The sequence below is a fragment of the Lonepinella sp. BR2474 genome (assembly GCF_051851555.1).
Lineage (GTDB): Bacteria > Pseudomonadota > Gammaproteobacteria > Enterobacterales > Pasteurellaceae > Lonepinella.
In genome coordinates this window covers 340502-360323 of the sequence record NZ_JBPDVH010000001.1, presented here as the reverse complement: position 1 = coordinate 360323, position 19822 = coordinate 340502, and the positions used below count along the sequence as shown (strand labels likewise).

General features: G+C 42.4%; 15 protein-coding genes, 4 tRNA genes and 1 riboswitch. Of the genes, 14 read left to right on the top strand and 5 right to left on the bottom strand.

Annotation, left to right across the window (positions count from 1 at the left end):
- Position 1: 1 nt before the first annotated feature.
- A complete protein-coding gene (gene narQ / locus ACTG7Q_RS01810; RefSeq protein WP_439240228.1) occupies positions 2–1714 on the bottom strand; it encodes a nitrate/nitrite two-component system sensor histidine kinase NarQ in 1713 nt (570 codons plus the stop codon).
- 62 nt (positions 1715–1776) lie between these two features.
- Complete coding sequence (locus ACTG7Q_RS01805) at positions 1777–2460, bottom strand: 2,3-diphosphoglycerate-dependent phosphoglycerate mutase (RefSeq protein ID WP_439240226.1); 684 nt, start codon at positions 2458–2460, stop codon at positions 1777–1779.
- 162 nt (positions 2461–2622) lie between these two features.
- On the opposite strand from ACTG7Q_RS01805, the gene envC reads away from it, so the two are divergent.
- Both envC and ACTG7Q_RS01795 read left to right on the top strand, forming a co-directional pair.
- Positions 2623–3840 (top strand): murein hydrolase activator EnvC, encoded by a 1218-nt coding sequence (envC, locus tag ACTG7Q_RS01800; protein WP_439240224.1) that lies wholly within the window; start codon positions 2623–2625, stop codon positions 3838–3840.
- A gap of 22 nt (positions 3841–3862) precedes the next feature.
- A complete protein-coding gene (locus ACTG7Q_RS01795; RefSeq protein ID WP_439240222.1) occupies positions 3863–4690 on the top strand; it encodes a divergent polysaccharide deacetylase family protein in 828 nt (275 codons plus the stop codon).
- 58 nt (positions 4691–4748) lie between these two features.
- On the opposite strand, the gene ribB is transcribed toward ACTG7Q_RS01795, so the two are convergent.
- Complete coding sequence (ribB, locus tag ACTG7Q_RS01790) at positions 4749–5393, bottom strand: 3,4-dihydroxy-2-butanone-4-phosphate synthase (protein WP_439240220.1); 645 nt, start codon at positions 5391–5393, stop codon at positions 4749–4751.
- A 90-nt stretch (positions 5394–5483) separates the two neighbouring features.
- Positions 5484–5613: riboswitch (FMN riboswitch) on the bottom strand.
- 154 nt (positions 5614–5767) lie between these two features.
- On the opposite strand from ribB, the gene nadR reads away from it, so the two are divergent.
- The 7 genes from nadR to oppF all read left to right on the top strand — a co-directional run bounded on the left by nadR (position 5768) and on the right by oppF (position 13533).
- Positions 5768–7057, top strand: coding sequence for a multifunctional transcriptional regulator/nicotinamide-nucleotide adenylyltransferase/ribosylnicotinamide kinase NadR (nadR, locus tag ACTG7Q_RS01785; RefSeq protein WP_439240218.1), 1290 nt, complete (start codon positions 5768–5770; stop codon positions 7055–7057).
- A complete protein-coding gene (locus ACTG7Q_RS01780; RefSeq protein WP_439240216.1) occupies positions 7054–7737 on the top strand; it encodes a metallophosphoesterase family protein in 684 nt (227 codons plus the stop codon). Before nadR ends, ACTG7Q_RS01780 begins: the two co-directional genes overlap by 4 nt.
- A gap of 209 nt (positions 7738–7946) precedes the next feature.
- Positions 7947–9584 carry an ABC transporter substrate-binding protein gene (locus ACTG7Q_RS01775; protein ID WP_439240214.1) on the top strand — a complete coding sequence of 546 codons (1638 nt, stop codon included), beginning with the start codon at positions 7947–7949 and terminating at the stop codon, positions 9582–9584.
- Between the two features lie 145 nt (positions 9585–9729).
- A complete protein-coding gene (oppB, locus tag ACTG7Q_RS01770; protein WP_439240212.1) occupies positions 9730–10650 on the top strand; it encodes an oligopeptide ABC transporter permease OppB in 921 nt (306 codons plus the stop codon).
- Positions 10651–10669: 19 nt separating this feature from the next.
- Positions 10670–11578, top strand: coding sequence for an oligopeptide ABC transporter permease OppC (gene oppC, locus ACTG7Q_RS01765; RefSeq protein ID WP_439240638.1), 909 nt, complete (start codon positions 10670–10672; stop codon positions 11576–11578).
- Between the two features lie 3 nt (positions 11579–11581).
- Positions 11582–12553, top strand: coding sequence for an ABC transporter ATP-binding protein (locus tag ACTG7Q_RS01760; RefSeq protein WP_439240210.1), 972 nt, complete (start codon positions 11582–11584; stop codon positions 12551–12553).
- Entirely contained in the window at positions 12550–13533 is a 984-nt protein-coding gene (oppF, locus tag ACTG7Q_RS01755) for a murein tripeptide/oligopeptide ABC transporter ATP binding protein OppF (protein ID WP_439240208.1), read from the top strand. Before ACTG7Q_RS01760 ends, oppF begins: the two co-directional genes overlap by 4 nt.
- Positions 13534–13599: 66 nt before the next feature.
- On the opposite strand, the gene coaA is transcribed toward oppF, so the two are convergent.
- Positions 13600–14544, bottom strand: coding sequence for a type I pantothenate kinase (gene coaA, locus ACTG7Q_RS01750; RefSeq protein ID WP_439240206.1), 945 nt, complete (start codon positions 14542–14544; stop codon positions 13600–13602).
- 217 nt (positions 14545–14761) lie between these two features.
- Here coaA and ACTG7Q_RS01745 point away from each other — a divergent pair.
- From ACTG7Q_RS01745 to tuf, 5 genes are all read left to right on the top strand, one after another.
- A tRNA-Thr gene (locus tag ACTG7Q_RS01745) sits at positions 14762–14837 on the top strand.
- Between the two features lie 28 nt (positions 14838–14865).
- Positions 14866–14950 (top strand) — tRNA-Tyr (locus ACTG7Q_RS01740).
- 41 nt (positions 14951–14991) lie between these two features.
- Positions 14992–15066, top strand: a tRNA-Gly gene (locus ACTG7Q_RS01735).
- Between the two features lie 7 nt (positions 15067–15073).
- A tRNA-Thr gene (locus ACTG7Q_RS01730) sits at positions 15074–15149 on the top strand.
- A gap of 107 nt (positions 15150–15256) precedes the next feature.
- Positions 15257–16441 carry an elongation factor Tu gene (gene tuf / locus ACTG7Q_RS01725; protein WP_439240204.1) on the top strand — a complete coding sequence of 395 codons (1185 nt, stop codon included), beginning with the start codon at positions 15257–15259 and terminating at the stop codon, positions 16439–16441.
- Between the two features lie 124 nt (positions 16442–16565).
- Here tuf and ACTG7Q_RS01720 read toward each other — a convergent pair whose 3' ends face one another.
- Positions 16566–19709 (bottom strand): type I restriction endonuclease subunit R, encoded by a 3144-nt coding sequence (locus ACTG7Q_RS01720; protein ID WP_439240202.1) that lies wholly within the window; start codon positions 19707–19709, stop codon positions 16566–16568.
- Positions 19710–19822: the final 113 nt, after the last annotated feature.

Genomic DNA, 19822 nt, shown 5'->3' with positions numbered 1-19822 from the left:
GTTAACTATTTGTTTTTATTATATTCGGTAACAGAATTTTGACTTCCGTTCCCCCTGTGGTTCGGTTGGTAATGGTTAAGGTGGCATTGAGCTGTCGGCTGCGTTCTTCCATAATGCGTAAGCCGTAATGTCCCTCTGGTTCTTCTAGGCTTGGAATGCCAATACCGTCATCTCGTACCAATATTTCTTGTTCACCGTCGCTATTGGTGTGTGCAATAATCTCAATATGGCTTGCTTTGGCGTGTTTAACCGCATTTAATGTGGCTTCACGGACAATTTGCAAGGCATGAATTAATTGCTGTGGCGTAAAGGTTTGTGACGGTAAACTGCATGCCACACTGAGTTGGCTTTCCGTTTGGTTACGCAAGCTATCAATCACCTGTTCTAAGGCTAATTTTAAATTAGCTTCTTGTACTGTCAAGCGGAATGTGGCTAATAATTCACGTAATTGTAAACAGCCGTCACTGAGTGCTTGTTCAAATTCTTGTAAAATTGCTTGGCTTTTTGCTTTGGCTTGCTCGCTATCTTTGGCTAAAGAATGTTTTAATAAGGTTAACTGAATTTGCAAAAATGACAAAACTTGGGCTAAAGAGTCGTGTAATTCTCGGGCAATAATGGAGCGTTCTTCCATTAATAATAATTGCTGTTGTTGGCGTTGGGTTTGATTGAAATAAAGCGTGCGAGCTAATAGTTGGGCGATATTTTGCATCGTGCGTGGGTCGGGGCAAGGTAAGCCAGCTTGCCAACGTAATACGCCCAAATTTTGCCCTTCAATTTCAATATCGCTCATTTGCCAAGTTAATTGTGGTAAGGGTTCACCCAGTAAAATATGCCAATGTTCTGCCCCAATAATCTCTAATTCCAACGTTCGTAAATGTTCCGTGGCGAGAACATTTTGTAACACAATACGCAGATGTTCTCGATCGATATTGGCCAAGGTTAAGGTTTGTGAACAATGGTATAACATGGCTAAAGTGCGGTTCGTTTGGCTTAACTTTTGCGTTTTTTCGTCAAGGGTTTGTTCTAAATTGGAATAGACTTTGCTCAATTCCGATGACATTTGGGTAAAGGCTTGTGCAAGGCTGCCTAGTTCATCATTGCGATGAATGTCTAAGGGAATATGTTGAAATTGTCGCATTTGAATTTGTACACTGGCATCGGTTAATTGACGTAGTGGCGTGACAATTCTGGTACGCATAAAGCTGATAATATAAGCCACCATAATGACAATGGCGAGCAACGAAATCACGATAATAGCGGTGGTATAAATCAGTTTCTTTTCAGCAAATTGTTGCAAGGCGAATACGAAATTATCCACTTTTCCCACATAGGGAACGAGCTCTTGACGATAGGCTAGTTGATTTTGATGTAAGGCGTAATATTCCAATTTTTGCCATTGACGAATCAGATCGTCATAATGATATTTTAAACTGTCAGGGGTAATAAATTGTTGATCAATTTTGCGTAATGACGACGCATGGAGCGTCTTGCGATATTCGATTAAATGTTTTTTGACTTGTTCAGGTTCATATTGCAATTCGTGCAAAATACGGTAGCTTTGCATACGCAAAGAACCGGCCACATTAATAACTTCGGCATCTGAGCGGTTACTGTCCATAATGGCAAAGGCGACAGCCGCAATAATGCTGACGAACCCTATCACGGCCAACAAATAATTGGAAACGGAGCTAGAAACAGACGTTTTTTTATTCACAACAGAGCCTATAATGATAAAAAATGGCACAATTGCTTGTGCCACTTTCGTTTAGTTAACCATTAAAGATAGCGTTTGCTAACCACTTTCAAGTTATCATCTAATTCATACACTAATGGCTGACCGGTTGGGATTTCTAAATCCATAATGTCAGCATCAGAAATGCCTTCAATGTGTTTCGCTAAGGCACGTAATGAGTTACCGTGAGCGGTCACTAAGACACGTTTGCCAGAGATCAACGCTGGGGCAATTTCATCATGCCAGAATGGAAGCACACGTTCTAAGGTCACTTTTAAGTTTTCGCCATCGGGTACCACGTCTGCTGGTAAATGAGCATAACGGCGGTCGTTATGCGCAGAATTTGGATCTTTTGGATCTAATAATGGTGGTAATGTGTCGTAAGAACGACGCCAAATGTGAACTTGTTCGTCACCGTATTTTTCTGCGGTGGCTTTTTTGTCTAAACCTTGTAATTCACCGTAGTGACGTTCGTTTAAACGCCAGTTTTTCACTTGTGGAATCCAAAGTTGACCAGCTTCTTCTAACACGATGTTACAAGTTTTGATGGCACGAGTTAATACAGACGTGAATGCGATGTCAAATTCAAACCCTGCGGCTTTTAATTTTTGGCCTGCAGATTTGGCTTCTTCCATACCACGTTCGGTTAAGTTCACATCACGCCAACCGGTAAATAAATTTTTTGCGTTCCATTCACTGAAACCATGACGAATAAAGACTAATTGCATAGGGATCTCCTAGTTAAGAAAAATAAATCAAATTAATACCGCACTTTATAGCAAAAATTTGCAAATTTTGAAAGTGAAAAGCCATGGTTTCCTGATCTTTCTCAAAAATAATGGTATATTTAGTCAGAAATTTGATGATATGAGAGAAAAATCGGAAAAAATATGTTGCTTTGTTCATTTTTTAAAAAATTGCCAAAATTAACCGCACTTTTTTGTGTGGGGCTATTGATTTCGCTTGCGACTCAAGCCGCCGATTTAACCCAAATTAAAACCCAAATTAAACAGCAAGAACAAAAAATTGCACAACGCAAACAGGAGCAAAATAAACTGCAATCTGCCTTAAAAAGCCAAGAAAATAAGATTAATAATGTGGTCGGCACTTTGCGTGAAACGGAAACCAGTTTAAAGGAAACACAGAAGATTATTGCGGAAACTAATCGTCAAATTAAATCCCTTGAACAGCAACAAAAAGCACAAAAAGCCAAATTAGCCAAGCAATTAGATGCCATTTATCGTTCGGGTAATCCCAATTCAGTGGTAGAACATTTATTGTCTGATGACGCAAAAAATAATGACAGAATGATGGTTTATGCGAAACATATGAATCAATCACGTTTGGCTTTGTTGGACGAATTAAAATCCACTCAAAAACAATTGGAAGAACAGAAAGCCTATTTGTCTGGTCAACAGCAGGAACAAAAAACACAGCTTTCTGAGCAGAAAAAGCAACAACAAGCCTTACAAAAAGCCAAAAATGAGCGACAAAGCACATTAAATCAGTTGAATAAAACCCTTGTGCAAGAACAAAGTCGGTTGGACAGTTTGAAAGCCAATGAGCAGGCTTTGCAAAATGAGATTAAACGTGCCGAAAAAGCGGCTGCAGAGCAAGAAAAACGCGAACGTGAGCAATATGCCCAGAAGAAACAAGCCGAAGAAAAACGCACCAATAAAACCTATCAGCCGACGGCACAAGAGCAACAATTATTACGCTCGGGCGTAGGCTTAAGTGGGAAATATGCCTATCCAGTTTCGGGAAAATTGTTACATCGTTTTGGCGAAACCCAAGGGGGGGAAACGAAATGGAAAGGGATTGTGATTTCCGCTCGTTCTGGGACGCCAGTGAAAGCGATTTCGGGTGGACGAGTGATTTTAGCTGATTGGTTACGAGGCTATGGTCAAGTGGTGATTGTCGATCATGGTAAAGGCTATTTATCGTTGTATGGATTTAACCAAGCGATATTCGTGAAAGTCGGCACATTGGTTAATGCGGGTCAAAAAATTGCCGAAGTGGGTAACAGTGGCGGTCAAGCCAGTTCGGGACTGTATTTTGGGATTACCCAAAAAGGCGTGCCAAAAAATCCGTTAACTTGGTTGAGATAATCGTACGATGGGATTACGCAAAATGGAATTACACAAAATTTTGCTTTTTAGTACCGCACTTTTGGGCGGTATTGTCCAAGCACAACCAGCTAAATTGGCCATTGTGATTGATGATGTGGGTTATCACCAGAAAGAAGATGCCGCCGTTTTTGCTATGCCAACACAAATTTCTGTGGCGATTATTCCTGTGGCACCTTATGCCAGTCAGCGTAATCAACAAGCCCATGCACAAGGGCGAGATGTGTTAATCCATATGCCAATGCAACCTAAAGCGAATTTAAAAATTGAAGAGGGCGGTTTACTGTTAGGCATGTCGCAAGCTGAAGTCGTAAAACATGTACAACAGGCGAAAAATAAGGTGTCTTATGCCATTGGCATGAATAATCATATGGGCAGTGCCGCCACTTCCGATCCTACTTTGATGACCTTTTTGATGCAAGAATTGGCAAAACAGCATTTATTCTTTTTGGATAGTCGAACTATCGGCAGTAGTGTGGCGAGCAAGGTTGCTAAACAACAAGGCGTGAAAGCTCTTGATCGTCATTTATTTCTTGATGATAGTGATGTGCTTGCTGATGTGCAACGTCAATTTCAACAATCTCTCGCTTATGCACGTAAACATGGCACGGCTATTGTGATTGGTCACCCACGTAAAAATACCATTGCAGTTTTACAAGCCGGTTTGGCGAAGTTACCCGACGATATTCAATTAGTCAGTATGGGCAGTTTGTGGCGTGAGGAGAAAGTCGTACCACCAAAACCGTTTATTTTATTGTTTAGTGATTTACCTGCGCCGACCAATATGGCGCCTTATCAACCCGTCCCTACCTTGCGAGGGATACCAGAATAAAGCGCATATAAAAACGCTTTGCCTCCTTAAAGAAAGCAAAGCGTTGCATGGCGTTTTGTTATTGAGCCTGTTTTAATCGATAGGCCACCAAATCTTCAATAGTCAACACGGGGTAGCCAAATTTCTGGGCGAATGCCACGATTTCAGGGGTTCTTGCCATGGTGCCGTCGTCGTTGGTGATTTCACAAATCACGGCGGCCGGTTTGTAGCCCGCTAATACCGCTAAATCCACCGACGCCTCGGTATGGCCACGACGTTTTAATACGCCACCGTCTACCGCACGCAATGGGAAAACATGGCCCGGTCGGTGTAAATCTGCGGGTTTGGCCCCCTCTGCCACGGCGGCTTTAATGGTGGTAACACGATCAGCTGCAGATACGCCCGTGGAGACGCCTTGCGCAGCCTCAATGGTGACTGTAAAAGCAGTTTTATTCACGCTAGTGTTGTCTTGTACCATTGGGGGTAAATCCAACTGCTGACAGCGTTCATCGGTGATACATAAACATACAATACCGCTGCCGTAGCGAATCAATTTCGCCATTTGTTCCGTGTTGATGGTTTCGGCTGGGAAAATTAAATCGCCCTCATTTTCACGATCTTCATCGTCTAAAACTAACACGCCGTTGCCTTGTTTAAAGGCATTTAAGGCGTTAATGACACGTTGTTCTGCGGTGCCAAAAGGGGATAATAATGACTGATTCATAGTAAATTCCTTAAAAAATGCAAATATAAGTTACCAGAATCAGGGCGTAAGAAATGACAAAAACAAGCGAAACTTCGCCTGTGGTTTATCGCTATTTCTCTTTCATCCAGACTATACTGTTGGCTTTGGAGTTTCACCAAATCTGCTGACTTCTTGTTAAACAAGAACGCTCGCGGGCTGTACCGCCAGTAGGGAATTTCACCCTGCCCTGAGAATGCGGGGTAAGTATAGCACCAGTTTAATTTGATTGCTATTTGTAAAAAAGGTTTTTATTCCTGCCCGATATTGCATACAATAGACAAAACAAGACAAATTAACACCGCAGTTTGTGGATTTGAATAACAAAAGTGCGGTGATTTTTTAAGGATTTTCCAATGAGTGACGATTATTCCTATCTCCAACAAAAACGTAAGCAGTTGAATTTACAAGTCAATGAACTTTGTGAAAAAGCCAATATTTCCAGAGCTTATTTTAATCAGTTGGTCTCGGGCAAAATTAAAAATCCGAGTGCGGTAAAATTAGCGGCGTTGCATAAAGCCTTAAAAATTGCCAATGCACCTGAGCCTAAGCGAGTAGGTGTGATTTTCGGGAAGTTTTACCCTGTGCATACGGGCCACATTAATATGATTTTTGAGGCCTTTAGTAAAGTGGATGAACTGCACGTGATTGTATGTAGCGACACGGAACGGGATCTCAAACTGTTTTATGACAGCAAAATGAAACGCATGCCGACGGTGCAAGATCGTTTGCGTTGGATGCAACAAATCTTTAAATATCATAAGGATCAGATTTTTATTCACCATTTATTGGAAGATGGCATTCCAAGTTATCCGAATGGCTGGGCGGGCTGGTCGGGTGCGGTGAAAGCCTTGTTTAAAGAAAAAAATGTCAATCCGACCGTGGTGTTTAGCAGCGAGATCCAAGATAAAGCGCCTTATGAAAAATACTTGAATTTGGATGTGGTGTTAGTGGATCCTGACCGTAAATTTTTTAATGTGTCTGCCACTAAAATTCGTAATAATCCGTTCCATTATTGGAAATTTATTCCGAAAGAAGTACGGCCATTTTTTGCCAAAACCATTGCCATTTTAGGTGGGGAAAGTAGCGGTAAAACCGTGTTGGTGAATAAATTAGCAGCGGTATTTAATACCACGTCAGCATGGGAATATGGACGGGAATTTGTATTTGAACAGCTCGGTGGTGATGAGCAAGCCATGCAATATTCCGATTATCCGCAAATGGCGCTCGGACATCAACGTTATATTGATTATGCCTTGCGCCATGCGCACAAAGTGGCCTTTATTGATACGGATTTTATTACCACGCAAGCGTTTTGTATTCAATACGAGGGCAAAGCGCATCCGTTTTTAGATTCCATGATTAAAGAATATCCTTTTGATGTGACAATCTTATTGAATAACAACACAAAATGGGTAGATGATGGTTTGCGGAGTTTGGGCTCAAATAAAGCCCGTCAGCGTTTCCAACAATTACTGAAAAAATTGTTAGATAAATATAAAGTGCCTTATATTGAAATTGAGTCACCGAGTTATTTGGAACGTTATAATCAGGCCAAAGCCATTGTGGAAAAAATCCTCAATGATGAAGAAATTACAGAATTGACCCACGACCACAGTCTTTTCACGGAAACAGAGGAAGAATGATTTTATTTGCTGGCGATCCCCATGGTAGTTATGAACACCTGTACCCTTTTGTGCAGGCACGTTCGGATATTAGCTTAATTATCCTCGGCGATCTGCAACTGACCAGTCCGCAACCCTTAGATGACTTAGCCAAATATTGCGATATTTGGTTTATTCACGGCAATCACGACAGCAAAATCGTGGCGGCCTTTGATGCCATTTGGGGCAGCCATTGGAAAGAACGTAATTTACATGGTCGAGTGGTAGAAATTGAGGGCAAACGGATTGCTGGTTTGGGCGGTGTGTTTCGTGGGCAAATTTGGATGCCACCGAGTAAGCCGGTTTTTTTCGACCCCATTCATTATTGTCAATATTGTCCACCTGAGGGGTTATGGCGCAACGGTATTCCACTGCGTCATCGGGTGTCGATTTTCCCCTCTGATATTGAAACCCTTGAAACCCAGCAAGCGGATATTCTGATTTGCCACGAGGCCCCGAAACCTCACCCCTTAGGTTTTCGTGTGTTAAATCAGTTGGCGGAAAAAATGGGGGTAAAACAACTGTATCATGGTCATCATCATGAGAATTTTGACTACACCAAATTAAGCCGTAAAAATACCTTTCAAACGATAAATGTGGGTTTCCGTAGCCTGTGTGACTTGGAGGGGAATTATTTATTACAGGGTGTGGATGACCGATAATTGCGCTTATTTTTCCGTTTCTTCTCTACTTGCTTATTTGGTCAGAACCCCTATTTTTTATTGTGTTATCATTAATCCCTATAAAATTAGGGGATATTTTCAACAAAACATCAATTTACCTTCCTAATTTTAATCTAGTCCTTTACAAACTCCTGTTTTTCTGCCATAAAAGAACAGAACATAATACAAAATAACGAGGAGTCGATTATATGCAACACAAATTATTACCATCTTTACTCGCTGGCGCTGTGGCGTTAGCTTTTGCATTTTCTGCCAACGCAGCGAAAGTGCCAGAGGGTGTGGAATTGGCCGCTGCACAAGAAATTACCATTAACAATGGCTCAGAACCGCAAAGTTTTGATCCGCACTTAACGGAAGGGACGCCAGAATCAGGCGTTGCACTACAGTTGTTTGAGGGGTTAACGACGGCTGATTCTGAGGGCAATACGATCCCTGGTGTCGCAGAGTCTTGGGAGCATTCCGATGATTATAAAACTTGGACTTTCCATTTGCGTAAGGATGCAAAATGGTCTAATGGTGATCCTGTTACTGCACAAGATTTTGTGTTCTCTTGGCAACGTTTAGTCACCCCAAAAACCGCCTCGCCTTATGCCAGTTTTTTAACCTATATGCAGGTAGCGAATGCACAAGATATTATTGATGGCAAAAAATCTCCTGATACGTTGGGCGTGAAAGCTATTGATGATTTGACCTTTGAAGTGTCTTTGGACAATGCCGTGCCTTATTTAGTTGGTTTAACGTCTCACCAATCCATGTTGCCAGTGCCTAAAAAAGTGATTGAAAAATTTGGTGATAACTGGGTGAAAGAAGAAAATATTGTCGGGAATGGGGCTTATATTTTAACAGATCACGTGATTAATGAAAAAATCGAGTTTGCACGTAACCCGTATTATTGGAATGATAAAGAAACCGTGATCGACAAAGCGACGCTGTTGAGCATTGAAAATCCGACGACGGACGTACAACGTTATCGTGCGGGGGATTTGCAAATAACTAACTATGCCTTGCCGACCGAGCAATTCGCTAAATTGAAAAAAGAATTACCAGACGAGTTATTTATCACCCGAACTTTAGCCACATACAGCTATGAGTTGAATAATAGCAAAGCACCGTTTGATGATGTGCGAGTACGTAAAGCGCTCAATTTGGCGTTAGATCGTAATATTATTACCGACAAAGTTATGGCGCAAGGGCAAACTCCAACTTATGTCTTTACACCAACTTATATTAGCGAGGGTGAGAAAATCCAACAGCCAGCCTATTCAACTAAACCAATGGCAGAACGTAATGCAGAGGCGGTGAAATTGTTAGAAGATGCTGGCTTTAGCAAATCCAATCCATTGAAATTTACGATTCTTTATAACACCAATGAAAACCATAAAAAAGTCGCCATTGCAGCGGCATCTATTTGGAAAGCCAATACGCAAGGGCTCGTTGATGTGAAATTAGAAAACCAAGAATGGAAAACCTATATTGCATCACGTCGTAGTAAAGCCTATGATGTGGCTCGTGCAGGTTGGAATGGTGATTATAATCAAGCCTCTACCTTTGTGAATTATTTCTTATCTAATTCGAGTAATAATACCGCATTTTATCGCAGTGAGAAGTATGATGCCGCAGTGATGGAATCTCGAGCCGCATTAGATGAAAATCAGCGTGCAGATGCCTATGCCAAAGCCGAAGCGATTTTAGCTGAAGAGGCCGCTATTGTGCCGATTTATAACTATGTGAATCCACGTTTGGTGAAAACCTTTGTTAAAGGTTATTCGGGTAAAGATCCACAAGATAGAGTATTGTTAAGAAATCTTTATATTGTTAAACACTAATCTCATTCCCCTGAAATTGTTCAGGGGAGTGCCTTTTTCCCAAAGTGGGAATGTACTGGATAATTTGCTATGGGTTGCACTTAATCTATGTGCAAATGTGCGGTGCTTTTTTTATTAATTTTATGATTCTTTGTGGGCTGTCCTTATGTTTAAATTTATTATTAGAAGACTGCTTGAGGCGATTCCGACGTTGTTTCTTCTGATTACGGTCTCTTTTTTCCTGATGCGACTTGCACCGGGTAATCCGTTTACCACTGAAAAAGCCTATCCACCGGAAGTGATGGCGAATATTGAGGCCAAATATCATCTCAATGAGCCGTTACATAAGCAATATTTTTTGTATTTGGAAAATCTTTCTCATGGAGATTTTGGTCCATCTTTTAAATATAAAGATCAAACTGTTAACGCCTTAATTGCGTCCGCTTTTCCTGTCTCTATTAAACTCGGGTTAACGGCTTTTGTGTTTGCGGTTACCTTGGGTTTATTGGCTGGCATTGTGGCAGCATTAAATCAAAATAGTCGGTGGGATTATTTGGTGATGAGTTTTGCCATGACAGGGGTGATTATTCCGAGCTTTGTGATTGCACCGTTGTTAGTGCTAGTTTTTGCCATTTATTTAGGTTGGTTGCCTGCTGGTGGTTGGAACGGTGGTACGCTATATTATATGGCATTACCTGTGGTGGCGTTGACCATTGGCTATGTGGCAGGGATTGCACGGATTATGCGTGGCTCCATGATTGAAGTGCTACATTCTCCATTTATTCGTACTGCTAAAGCGAAAGGTTTGCCATTGCGACGGATTATTTTTAAACATGCGTTACGCCCTGCGATTATTCCAGTCGTAACTTATTTAGGCCCTGCCTTTGTAGGAATTATCACCGGTTCTATGGTGATTGAGCAAGTATTTGGCTTACCGGGTATCGGGCAATTATTTGTGAATGGTGCGTTAAATCGGGATTATTCTTTGGTGCTAAGTTTAACCATTTTAGTGGGGACGCTTACGATTTTCTTTAATGCCGTGGTAGATATTTTATATGCGGTGATTGATCCAAAATTGCGAGCGTAGGGGTACGGATATGTTAAAAATGCAACAAAATAAAGAATTAGCCCAAAAATTGTTGGAGCAGTCAAATGCCTTGCCCATGGAAAGTCGTAGTCTATGGCAAGATGCCAAACGCCGTTTTACCGCCAATAAAGCTGCAATGTTCAGCTTATTTATGTTGGTATTAATCGTGCTGTTTATTACCTTTGCCCCCATGTTAATGCCGTTCAGCTTTGAAGACACCGATTGGAATATGATGAGTGCTGCCCCTGATTTTGAATCGGGCCATTATTTAGGTACGGACGGTTCAGGACGTGATTTGTTAGTGCGGATAGCTATGGGCGGACGTATTTCGCTAATGGTGGGTATTTTAGGTGCATTAATTGCCGTGTTGATCGGTACCGTTTACGGAGCGATTTCTGGCTTTTTCGGCAAAACCGTGGATATGTTGATGATGCGTGCCTTAGAGGTACTCAGTTCGTTTCCGTTTATGTTCTTTGTGATTCTATTGGTGACGTTCTTTGGACAAAACATTCTATTAATTTTTGTGGCGATCGGGATGATTTCTTGGCTTAACCTCGCTCGTATTGTGCGTGGTCAAACCCTAAGTTTGAAAAATAAGGAATTTATTGAGGCAGCAATGGTGTGTGGTGTGTCACGGCGAAAAATTATTTTCCGTCATATTATCCCGAATTTATTGGGGATTGTGGTAGTGTATGCCTCTTTAGAAGTGCCGTCATTGATTTTATTCGAATCTTTTTTAAGTTTCTTAGGGCTAGGCACACAAGAGCCGATGAGCAGTTGGGGGGCGTTATTAAACGATGGTGCGGCACAGATGGAAAGTTCTCCTTGGCTATTGATTTTCCCTGCTTGTTTTTTATGTTTAACGCTATTTTGTTTTAACTTTATCGGTGATGGATTGCGTGATGCCTTGGATCCAAAGGAGAGATAAACGATGAATAATTTGCTTGATGTACAAAATTTATCGGTAAAATTTTCCACGCCAGACGGTGTCGTCACGGCGGTGAATGAACTGAATTTTACTCTTGAACAAGGCGAAACCTTAGGTATTGTGGGCGAATCGGGTTCGGGTAAATCACAAACTGCCTTTGCCTTAATGGGGCTATTGGCTTCCAATGGTAAAACCACTGGATCGGCTAAATTTAACGGTCAGGAATTGCTTAATTTGACGGAACGCCAATTAAATAAAATTCGTGCCAGAGATATTGCGATGATTTTCCAAGATCCCATGACCTCGCTCAATCCTTATATGAAAGTGGGCGAGCAGTTAATGGAAGTGCTGATGATTCATAAAAATATGGATAAATCCACCGCACTTTCTGAGTCGATCCGTATGTTGGACGCGGTGAAAATGCCCGAAGCGAAAAAACGTATGGCGATGTATCCGCACGAATTTTCAGGCGGTATGCGGCAAAGGGTGATGATTGCCATGGCGTTGCTATGCCGTCCGAAATTATTGATTGCTGATGAGCCGACTACGGCGTTAGATGTGACGGTGCAAGCCCAAATTATGACTTTGCTAAATGAATTAAAACGAGAATTTAACACGGCGATTATTATGATTACCCACGATCTCGGCGTAGTGGCTGGGATTTGTGATAAAGTGCTAGTAATGTATGCTGGACGAACTATGGAATATGGCAGTGCGGAGCAGATTTTTTATCAGCCAACACACCCTTACTCTATGGGCTTAATGGAAGCGATTCCCCGTTTGGATAGCCAATCTCACGAGTTAAAAACCATTGCTGGCAATCCGCCGAATTTGCTGCGTTTACCACAAGGCTGTCCGTTTTCGCCACGTTGCCAATATGTTAGCGAACAATGTTTGACCGCTCCGAAATTAAGTCAATGGACGGATAACCGCTTACGCAACTGTTGGATTGATGCCAAGGAGTTTGCAGTATGACTGAAAAACAACCTATTCTTGAAGTAAATCACCTTTCGGTGAATTTCAAAATTAAAAATAAAAAATCGCTGTTTTTTGCCAAACCGTTAACCCTGAAAGCAGTAAACAATGTGTCGTTCCAACTTTATCAAGGCGAAACCTTGGGTGTGGTAGGCGAATCAGGTTGTGGCAAATCCACCCTTGCACGTGCGATTATCGGTTTAGTCAAAGCATCGGCAGGGGAAATTTTATGGTTAGGTAAAAACCTTGCTCACCAATCACAAAAAGAGTGGAAAGACACCCGTAAAGATATTCAAATGATCTTTCAAGATCCGTTGGCTTCACTTAATCCACGGATGAATATCGGTGAAATTATTGCCGAGCCATTGGAGATTTATCAACCGCATTTATCTAAAGCGGAAGTGAAGCAAAAAGTGCAAGACATGATGATTAAAGTCGGTTTGCTGCCAAACGTGATCAACCGTTATCCGCACGAATTTTCAGGTGGTCAATGTCAACGTATCGGTATTGCTCGAGCATTAATTATTGAACCGAAAATTATTATTTGTGATGAACCCGTTTCGGCGTTAGATGTGTCGATTCAGGCTCAAGTGGTCAACTTATTGAAATCATTACAGAAAGAAATGGGATTAAGCCTGATCTTTATTGCTCATGATTTATCCATTGTAAAACATATTTCCGATCGTGTATTGGTGATGTATTTAGGCAATGCCGTGGAATTAGGTACCGATGAACAGGTGTTTAATCATACCCAACATCCTTATACGCAAGCCTTAATGTCCGCAGTGCCGATTCCTGATCCGAAGTTGGAACGCAATAAAACCATTCAGCTGTTGGAGGGGGATTTGCCGTCGCCGATTAATCCGCCATCAGGCTGCGTGTTCCGTACTCGTTGCCCGAAAGTGACGGAGAATTGTGCGAAAGTTACGCCTACGTTGAAAAGGGAAAAAGAGCATTTTGTGGCTTGTTTGAATATATAAGAGATAGCCAAAGGATATAAACCTTTGGCTATTTTTATCAATGGAAAAGTGCGGTGCTTTTTTTCGTTATTTTCTTAATTTCACCAATTCCACCGCATGATCTGCCCCTTTTTTTAGGATCAGATTGGCACGTTCTCTTGTGGGTAATATATTTTCTCTTAAATTTAATCCATTAATATTATCCCAAATGTTACTCGCCGTTTGAATTGCCTCTTGTTCGGACAAGTTAGCGTAATGTTTAAAATAGGAATCTGGATTATTAAACGCACTTTGACGGAGTTTGAGGAAACGATGGATATACCATTCTTTGAGGCGTTCTTCTTCTGCATCTACATAAATAGAAAAATCCACGAAGTCGGACACAAAGGTTTCCGCTTTGGTGCTGATTTGCAAGACGTTAAGTCCCTCTAAAATCAGAATATCGGGTTGATCAATGGTCATGAACTGATCGGGAATGATGTCGTAAGTGATATGTGAATAAATCGGGACAGTGATATTGTGTTTGCCAGATTTTAGATCCGCCAGAAATTGGAGGAGTTTTGGGGTGTCGTAGGAAATCGGAAAGCCTTTTTTATCTAAAATATGCTTTTCTTTTAGGATATTAAGGGGGTATAAAAAGCCATCCGTGGTGATAAGATCGACTTTGCGTTCATCTGGCCAGTGGCTGAGTAAGGATTGAATAATTCGGGCTGAAGTGCTTTTTCCTCCCGCAACGCTCCCCGCAATACTGATAATGTAAGGTACGTTGGGCGCTTGTACGCCGAGAAAACGGTTTAATACGGTTTGGCGATGGATATTTTCTTCAATGTAATAGTTTAGCAGACGCACCAAAGGCAAATAAATCGTGCTGACCTCGTCTAAAGACAGTTCTTCATTAAACGCTAATAAGGGTTTTAAATCTTGTTCGGTCAATTTTAAAGGCACCGCTTTTCGTAGCTCGGCCCATTGTTCACGCTGAAAGGTTAAAAACGGGCTCAATGATTCCGTTATAGGAGAAATTACATCCGTCACAATAATATCTTTAATTTGGTAGAAGAATAATAGGGTGAAATATACCTTAATTCGTGATCGTTTTGCAGAAATTTTTCCAAGAATGTTGAGATTTAAGGAAAATTCCTATTATTCTGCTTGTTTATTAGTCGAATAAGTGTAATTTTTTATTTTTTTGATAAAAAATACTTGTCAGGGCGTAAAATTTCCCTATAATACGCACCACTTGCTTACGAATGCCGACTTAGCTCAGTAGGTAGAGCAACTGACTTGTAATCAGTAGGTCATCAGTTCGATTCCGATAGTCGGCACCATTCTTCGTAAACAGGCAATTCATTTAGTGGAGGGGTTCCCGAGCGGCCAAAGGGGGCAGACTGTAAATCTGTTGGCTCAGCCTTCGAAGGTTCGAATCCTTCTCCCTCCACCACTTTCAATGAATTTGTTTGATGGACAGATGAATTTAGGACTGCGGGCATCGTATAATGGCTATTACCCTAGCCTTCCAAGCTAGAGATGCGGGTTCGATTCCCGCTGCCCGCTCCAAGTAAGCGCTGATATAGCTCAGTTGGTAGAGCGCACCCTTGGTAAGGGTGAGGTCGGCGGTTCAAATCCGCCTATCAGCACCACTTCTTAATTTCAACTTCCTTTGATATAAACCGAATTTTAGTTACATTAGGTTAATGTGGTGTTATTGTACCATCAATAACCGTGTTTTTTAGAGGGACTTCTTAACATGTCTAAAGAAAAATTTGAACGTACAAAACCGCACGTTAACGTGGGTACAATCGGCCACGTTGACCATGGTAAAACAACTTTAACAGCAGCAATTACCACTGTATTAGCAAAAAAATACGGCGGTGCCGCTCGTGCATTCGACCAAATCGATAACGCACCAGAAGAAAAAGCACGTGGTATCACCATCAACACTTCACACGTTGAATACGATACCCCAACTCGTCATTACGCACACGTTGACTGTCCGGGACACGCCGACTATGTTAAAAACATGATTACCGGTGCGGCACAAATGGACGGTGCAATCTTAGTCGTTGCAGCAACTGATGGCCCAATGCCACAAACTCGTGAACACATCTTATTAGGTCGCCAAGTAGGCGTGCCATACATCATCGTATTCTTAAACAAATGCGACATGGTAGATGACGAAGAGTTATTAGAATTAGTCGAAATGGAAGTACGTGAATTACTTTCACAATACGATTTCCCAGGCGACGATACCCCAATCGTACGTGGTTCTGCCTTAAAAGCCCTTGAAGGCGACGCAGAATGGGAAGAAAAAATCGTTGAGTTAGCTAACCACTTAGATACTTACATCCCAGAACCAGAACGTGCAATTGACCAACCGTTCCTATTACCAATTGAAGATGTATTCTCAATCTCTGGTCGTGGTACCGTTGTTACTGGTCGTGTAGAACGTGGTATCGTACGTACTGGTGACGAAGTTGAAATCGTGGGTATCAAAGATACCACAAAAACAACTGTAACGGGTGTTGAAATGTTCCGTAAATTACTTGACGAAGGTCGTGCAGGTGAAAACATCGGTGCATTATTACGTGGTACAAAACGTGAAGAAATCGAACGTGGTCAAGTGCTTGCTAAACCAGGTTCAATCACTCCACACACCGATTTCGAATCAGAAGTTTACGTATTATCAAAAGAAGAAGGCGGACGTCATACTCCATTCTTCAAAGGTTACCGTCCACAGTTCTACTTCCGTACAACTGACGTAACAGGTACCATCGAGTTACCAGAAGGCGTGGAAATGGTAATGCCAGGCGACAACATCAAAATGACAGTTAGCCTAATCCACCCAATCGCCATGGACCAAGGTTTACGTTTCGCTATCCGTGAGGGTGGCCGTACCGTTGGTGCTGGTGTGGTAGCAAAAATTGTTAAATAATTAACGATTTCAGCAAGATTTTAGGGGCGTATTGAATACGCCCCTTTTTTGTACCCCGCACTGGCGTACGAGGCTAAGCCAATAACGATGCTCGGCATCTTTTATTATGCCTAGTGTTAGAGGATTATCCCACCAATTCATCCCCCAACACTTCCGCCTGTTCCAATACTCGTGCGATGGCCTCTTGCTCTAAATCAGGTGGATAGCCGTTCTTTTTCAGGGTTAAACGGATAATATTTCGCATGCGGGCTTTCACTGCAGGTTTAATTTTCCAATCCAGCGTGACGGATTTTTGCAATTGATCGGTGATTTCTTGTGCCAAGCGTTTTAACACGGCATCTTGCATAATTTGCACCGCACTTTCATTACGAATTAAGGCATCATAAAACGCTAATTCGGCATAACTCAACCCCAACTCTTCGCCACGTTTTTGCTGTGCTTCAAACTCTTTTGCCATATCAATTAAGGCTTTCAATACATCAGCAACACTTAAACTTTGGTTATGATATTGATTCATGGTTTCTTTGAGTTTATCTTCAAAGGTTTTTTGCAGCGTGATATTGCTGCCAGCTCCTTTGCGGAAATTCTGCTGTAAATATTTCGCAATGCGTTCCGCCCACAGATTTTTCGTGCCACTTTTTTGCACTCGTTCCAAAAATTCATCGGAGAGTAAGCTGATATTGGCTTGATGATCGTCCAATTCGTCCAGCAAATTCACCACGCCTTGCGATTCAACCGCCTGATTGAGCAATTCCACTAAGCGAATTTGACGTTCTCGATCCGCCGTTTTTGTTGGCGTATCTTTGCCGATACGTTGACGGATACTATCAAAAAACGCCAACTCTCGCTCAAAACGTTTAACGAACGGATCGGGACCGCACAAGGCATAGCCTTTTTTCGCACTCCGCACGGCACGAATAAACGCCGTTTTGCGTGGGGTTGGATCTTTTTTATCGTTGGATTTTTGCTCATAATCCAAGGCTAAAATATGTTCCGCTGCTTGATTAATGGCGTGCAACAACGGTTCAACGCTGGTGTGGGAAAGTGCTTCTTGCAAATCAAACGCCTTGCCTTTAACTGGGGTAGCAAATTGTTTGTGGATAATATCCATATTTTCCGCTAATTTTTGTTTTACTAAGGCAATATCCACCGCCACCGATTCGCCGCCAGTCTGGTTGCGTCCATACATTGCTGTCGCTTCACGTAACGCCGCCGTCAGCCCGATATAATCCACAATCAAACCGCCGTTTTCATTGCTTTTATTACGGAACACCCGATTCACCCTTGCAATGGCTTGCATTAGATTATGCTCTTTCATCGGCTTGTCGATATACATCGTGTTACAGCACGGCACATCAAAGCCTGTCAGCCACATATCCACCACAATCACCATGCGAAGACTATCATTCGGCTCTTTAAAGCGTTTTTCCAACAATTTGCAGTCATCTTTGCTGGGTACAAAGCGTTGCAGATGTTCAGGATCGGAAGCCGAACCTGTCATAATGACTTTCAACGCCCCTTGATTCACATCGTCCGAATGCCATTCAGGGCGAAGTGCGGTGATTTTTTGGTATAATTTCACCGCAATCTCACGGCTCATCACCACCGTCATCGCCTTGCTTTCAATGCTTTCGCAACGTTTTTCAAAATGGCTCACAATGCTGTCGGCGAGCAAATTCAACCGCCCATCGGATCCCACCAGTTTTTCCATCATCTTCATTCGAGCATTTTCGCCAGCGTCATACACCGCTTCCGCTTCCCGAATCACATAATCAAACTGCTCCGATTCGCCCAGTTTAATTTGTAAGGCTTGATAAAAAATCGGCACGGTCGCTCCGTCAGCCACCGCATCTTCCATCGCATAAATGGACACATAGCGACCGAACACATCTTGCGTGTCCTTGTCTTCCTGCGAAATCGGCGTGCCAGTGAAGCCAATAAAAGACGCATTCGGCAAGGCTTCACGCAAATATTTAGCAAACCCAGTGCGATATTGCCCATTTTTGATTTGGGTATTAAAGCCATATTGGGTGCGGTGGGCTTCGTCTGTCATCACAATAATATTGGCGCGGTCATTCAACATTGGATGATATTGCTCACCGTCCAACAAGGCAAATTTTTGAATCGTGGTGAAAATCACCCCACCAGTTTCACGCTTCGCCAATTCATCACGCAAATTTTCCCGATCTTCCGCTTGCACAGGTTTTTGCCGAATAATACTTTCGCCAGCGGAAAAGGTGGCGAACAGTTGCCCGTCTAAATCATTGCGGTCGGTCACCACCACAATGGTCGGATTTTGCAAACTCGGTTGAGCCAACACACGCCCAGCATAAAACAACATAGACAGCGATTTGCCTGATCCTTGCGTATGCCACATCACGCCAATTTTGCGATTACCGTTGGGAGCCGCCGCCAAAAGCGTGCAATCCACCGCTTCATTGACCCCATAAAATTGGTGATAGGCGGCGATTTTCTTAATTACATTGCCATCATCATTTTCAAACACCACGAAATTTTGCACATAATTCAACCAGTTTTCAGGCGTGAGCAGCCCGTGCATTAAGCCGACCAATTCATTTTCAAAGGTAATGCGTTGCGAATCGTTTTTTTCATCTACCACTCGCCACACCGTAAAGCGTTCAAAATTCGCCGTGAGCGATCCCAGTCTGGCTTGGGAAAAATCGCTAATAATCAAGGCTTGATTAAACACAAACAGATCGGCGATTTCGTCTTTATAAGTCTGCAATTGATGATAAGCATCCAAAATATCCGCTTGATCGGAAAGGGGATTTTTCAACTCAAATACCACTAACGGCAAACCATTAACAAACCCAACCACATCAGGACGGCGATTGCCTTTGCGACCTTTAATGGTGAGCTGATTAACCATATCAAAGCGGTTATTATCGGGATTGTTGAAGTCAATGAGATAGGCGTTGTAATGAATAGTTTTGCCGTTTTGCTTGTAAGACACAGGCACGCCGTTACGCAACAGCTGATACGCTACTTGATTCCGTTCGGAAAGACTTGCCCCCGACACTCGCAACACCTGAGCTACCACATCCGCCACCGCCATTTCAGGCAAATCAGGATTCAGCCGTTCCACCGCATCCTGTAAAATCCGCTTAAATATCACATCAGACGGATTGGCACGAGAAAACTCACTGTTTTCCTCAATTTGACGAGCATCGGTATGCTCCCAACCGAGAGCGGCTAGATGCTCAAGGGCAAGGTTCTCAATGGCTTCTTCGTTGATGTTGAGTGGCATAAGTTTTCTCCTTTAGTTTGCCCCGCACTCTCGTACGGGGCTACGCATAGTCTCGCTACGCCGTAGCTCCAGTCAGATGCGGAGCATCGTTATTTGCTTAACCCTGTACGTGA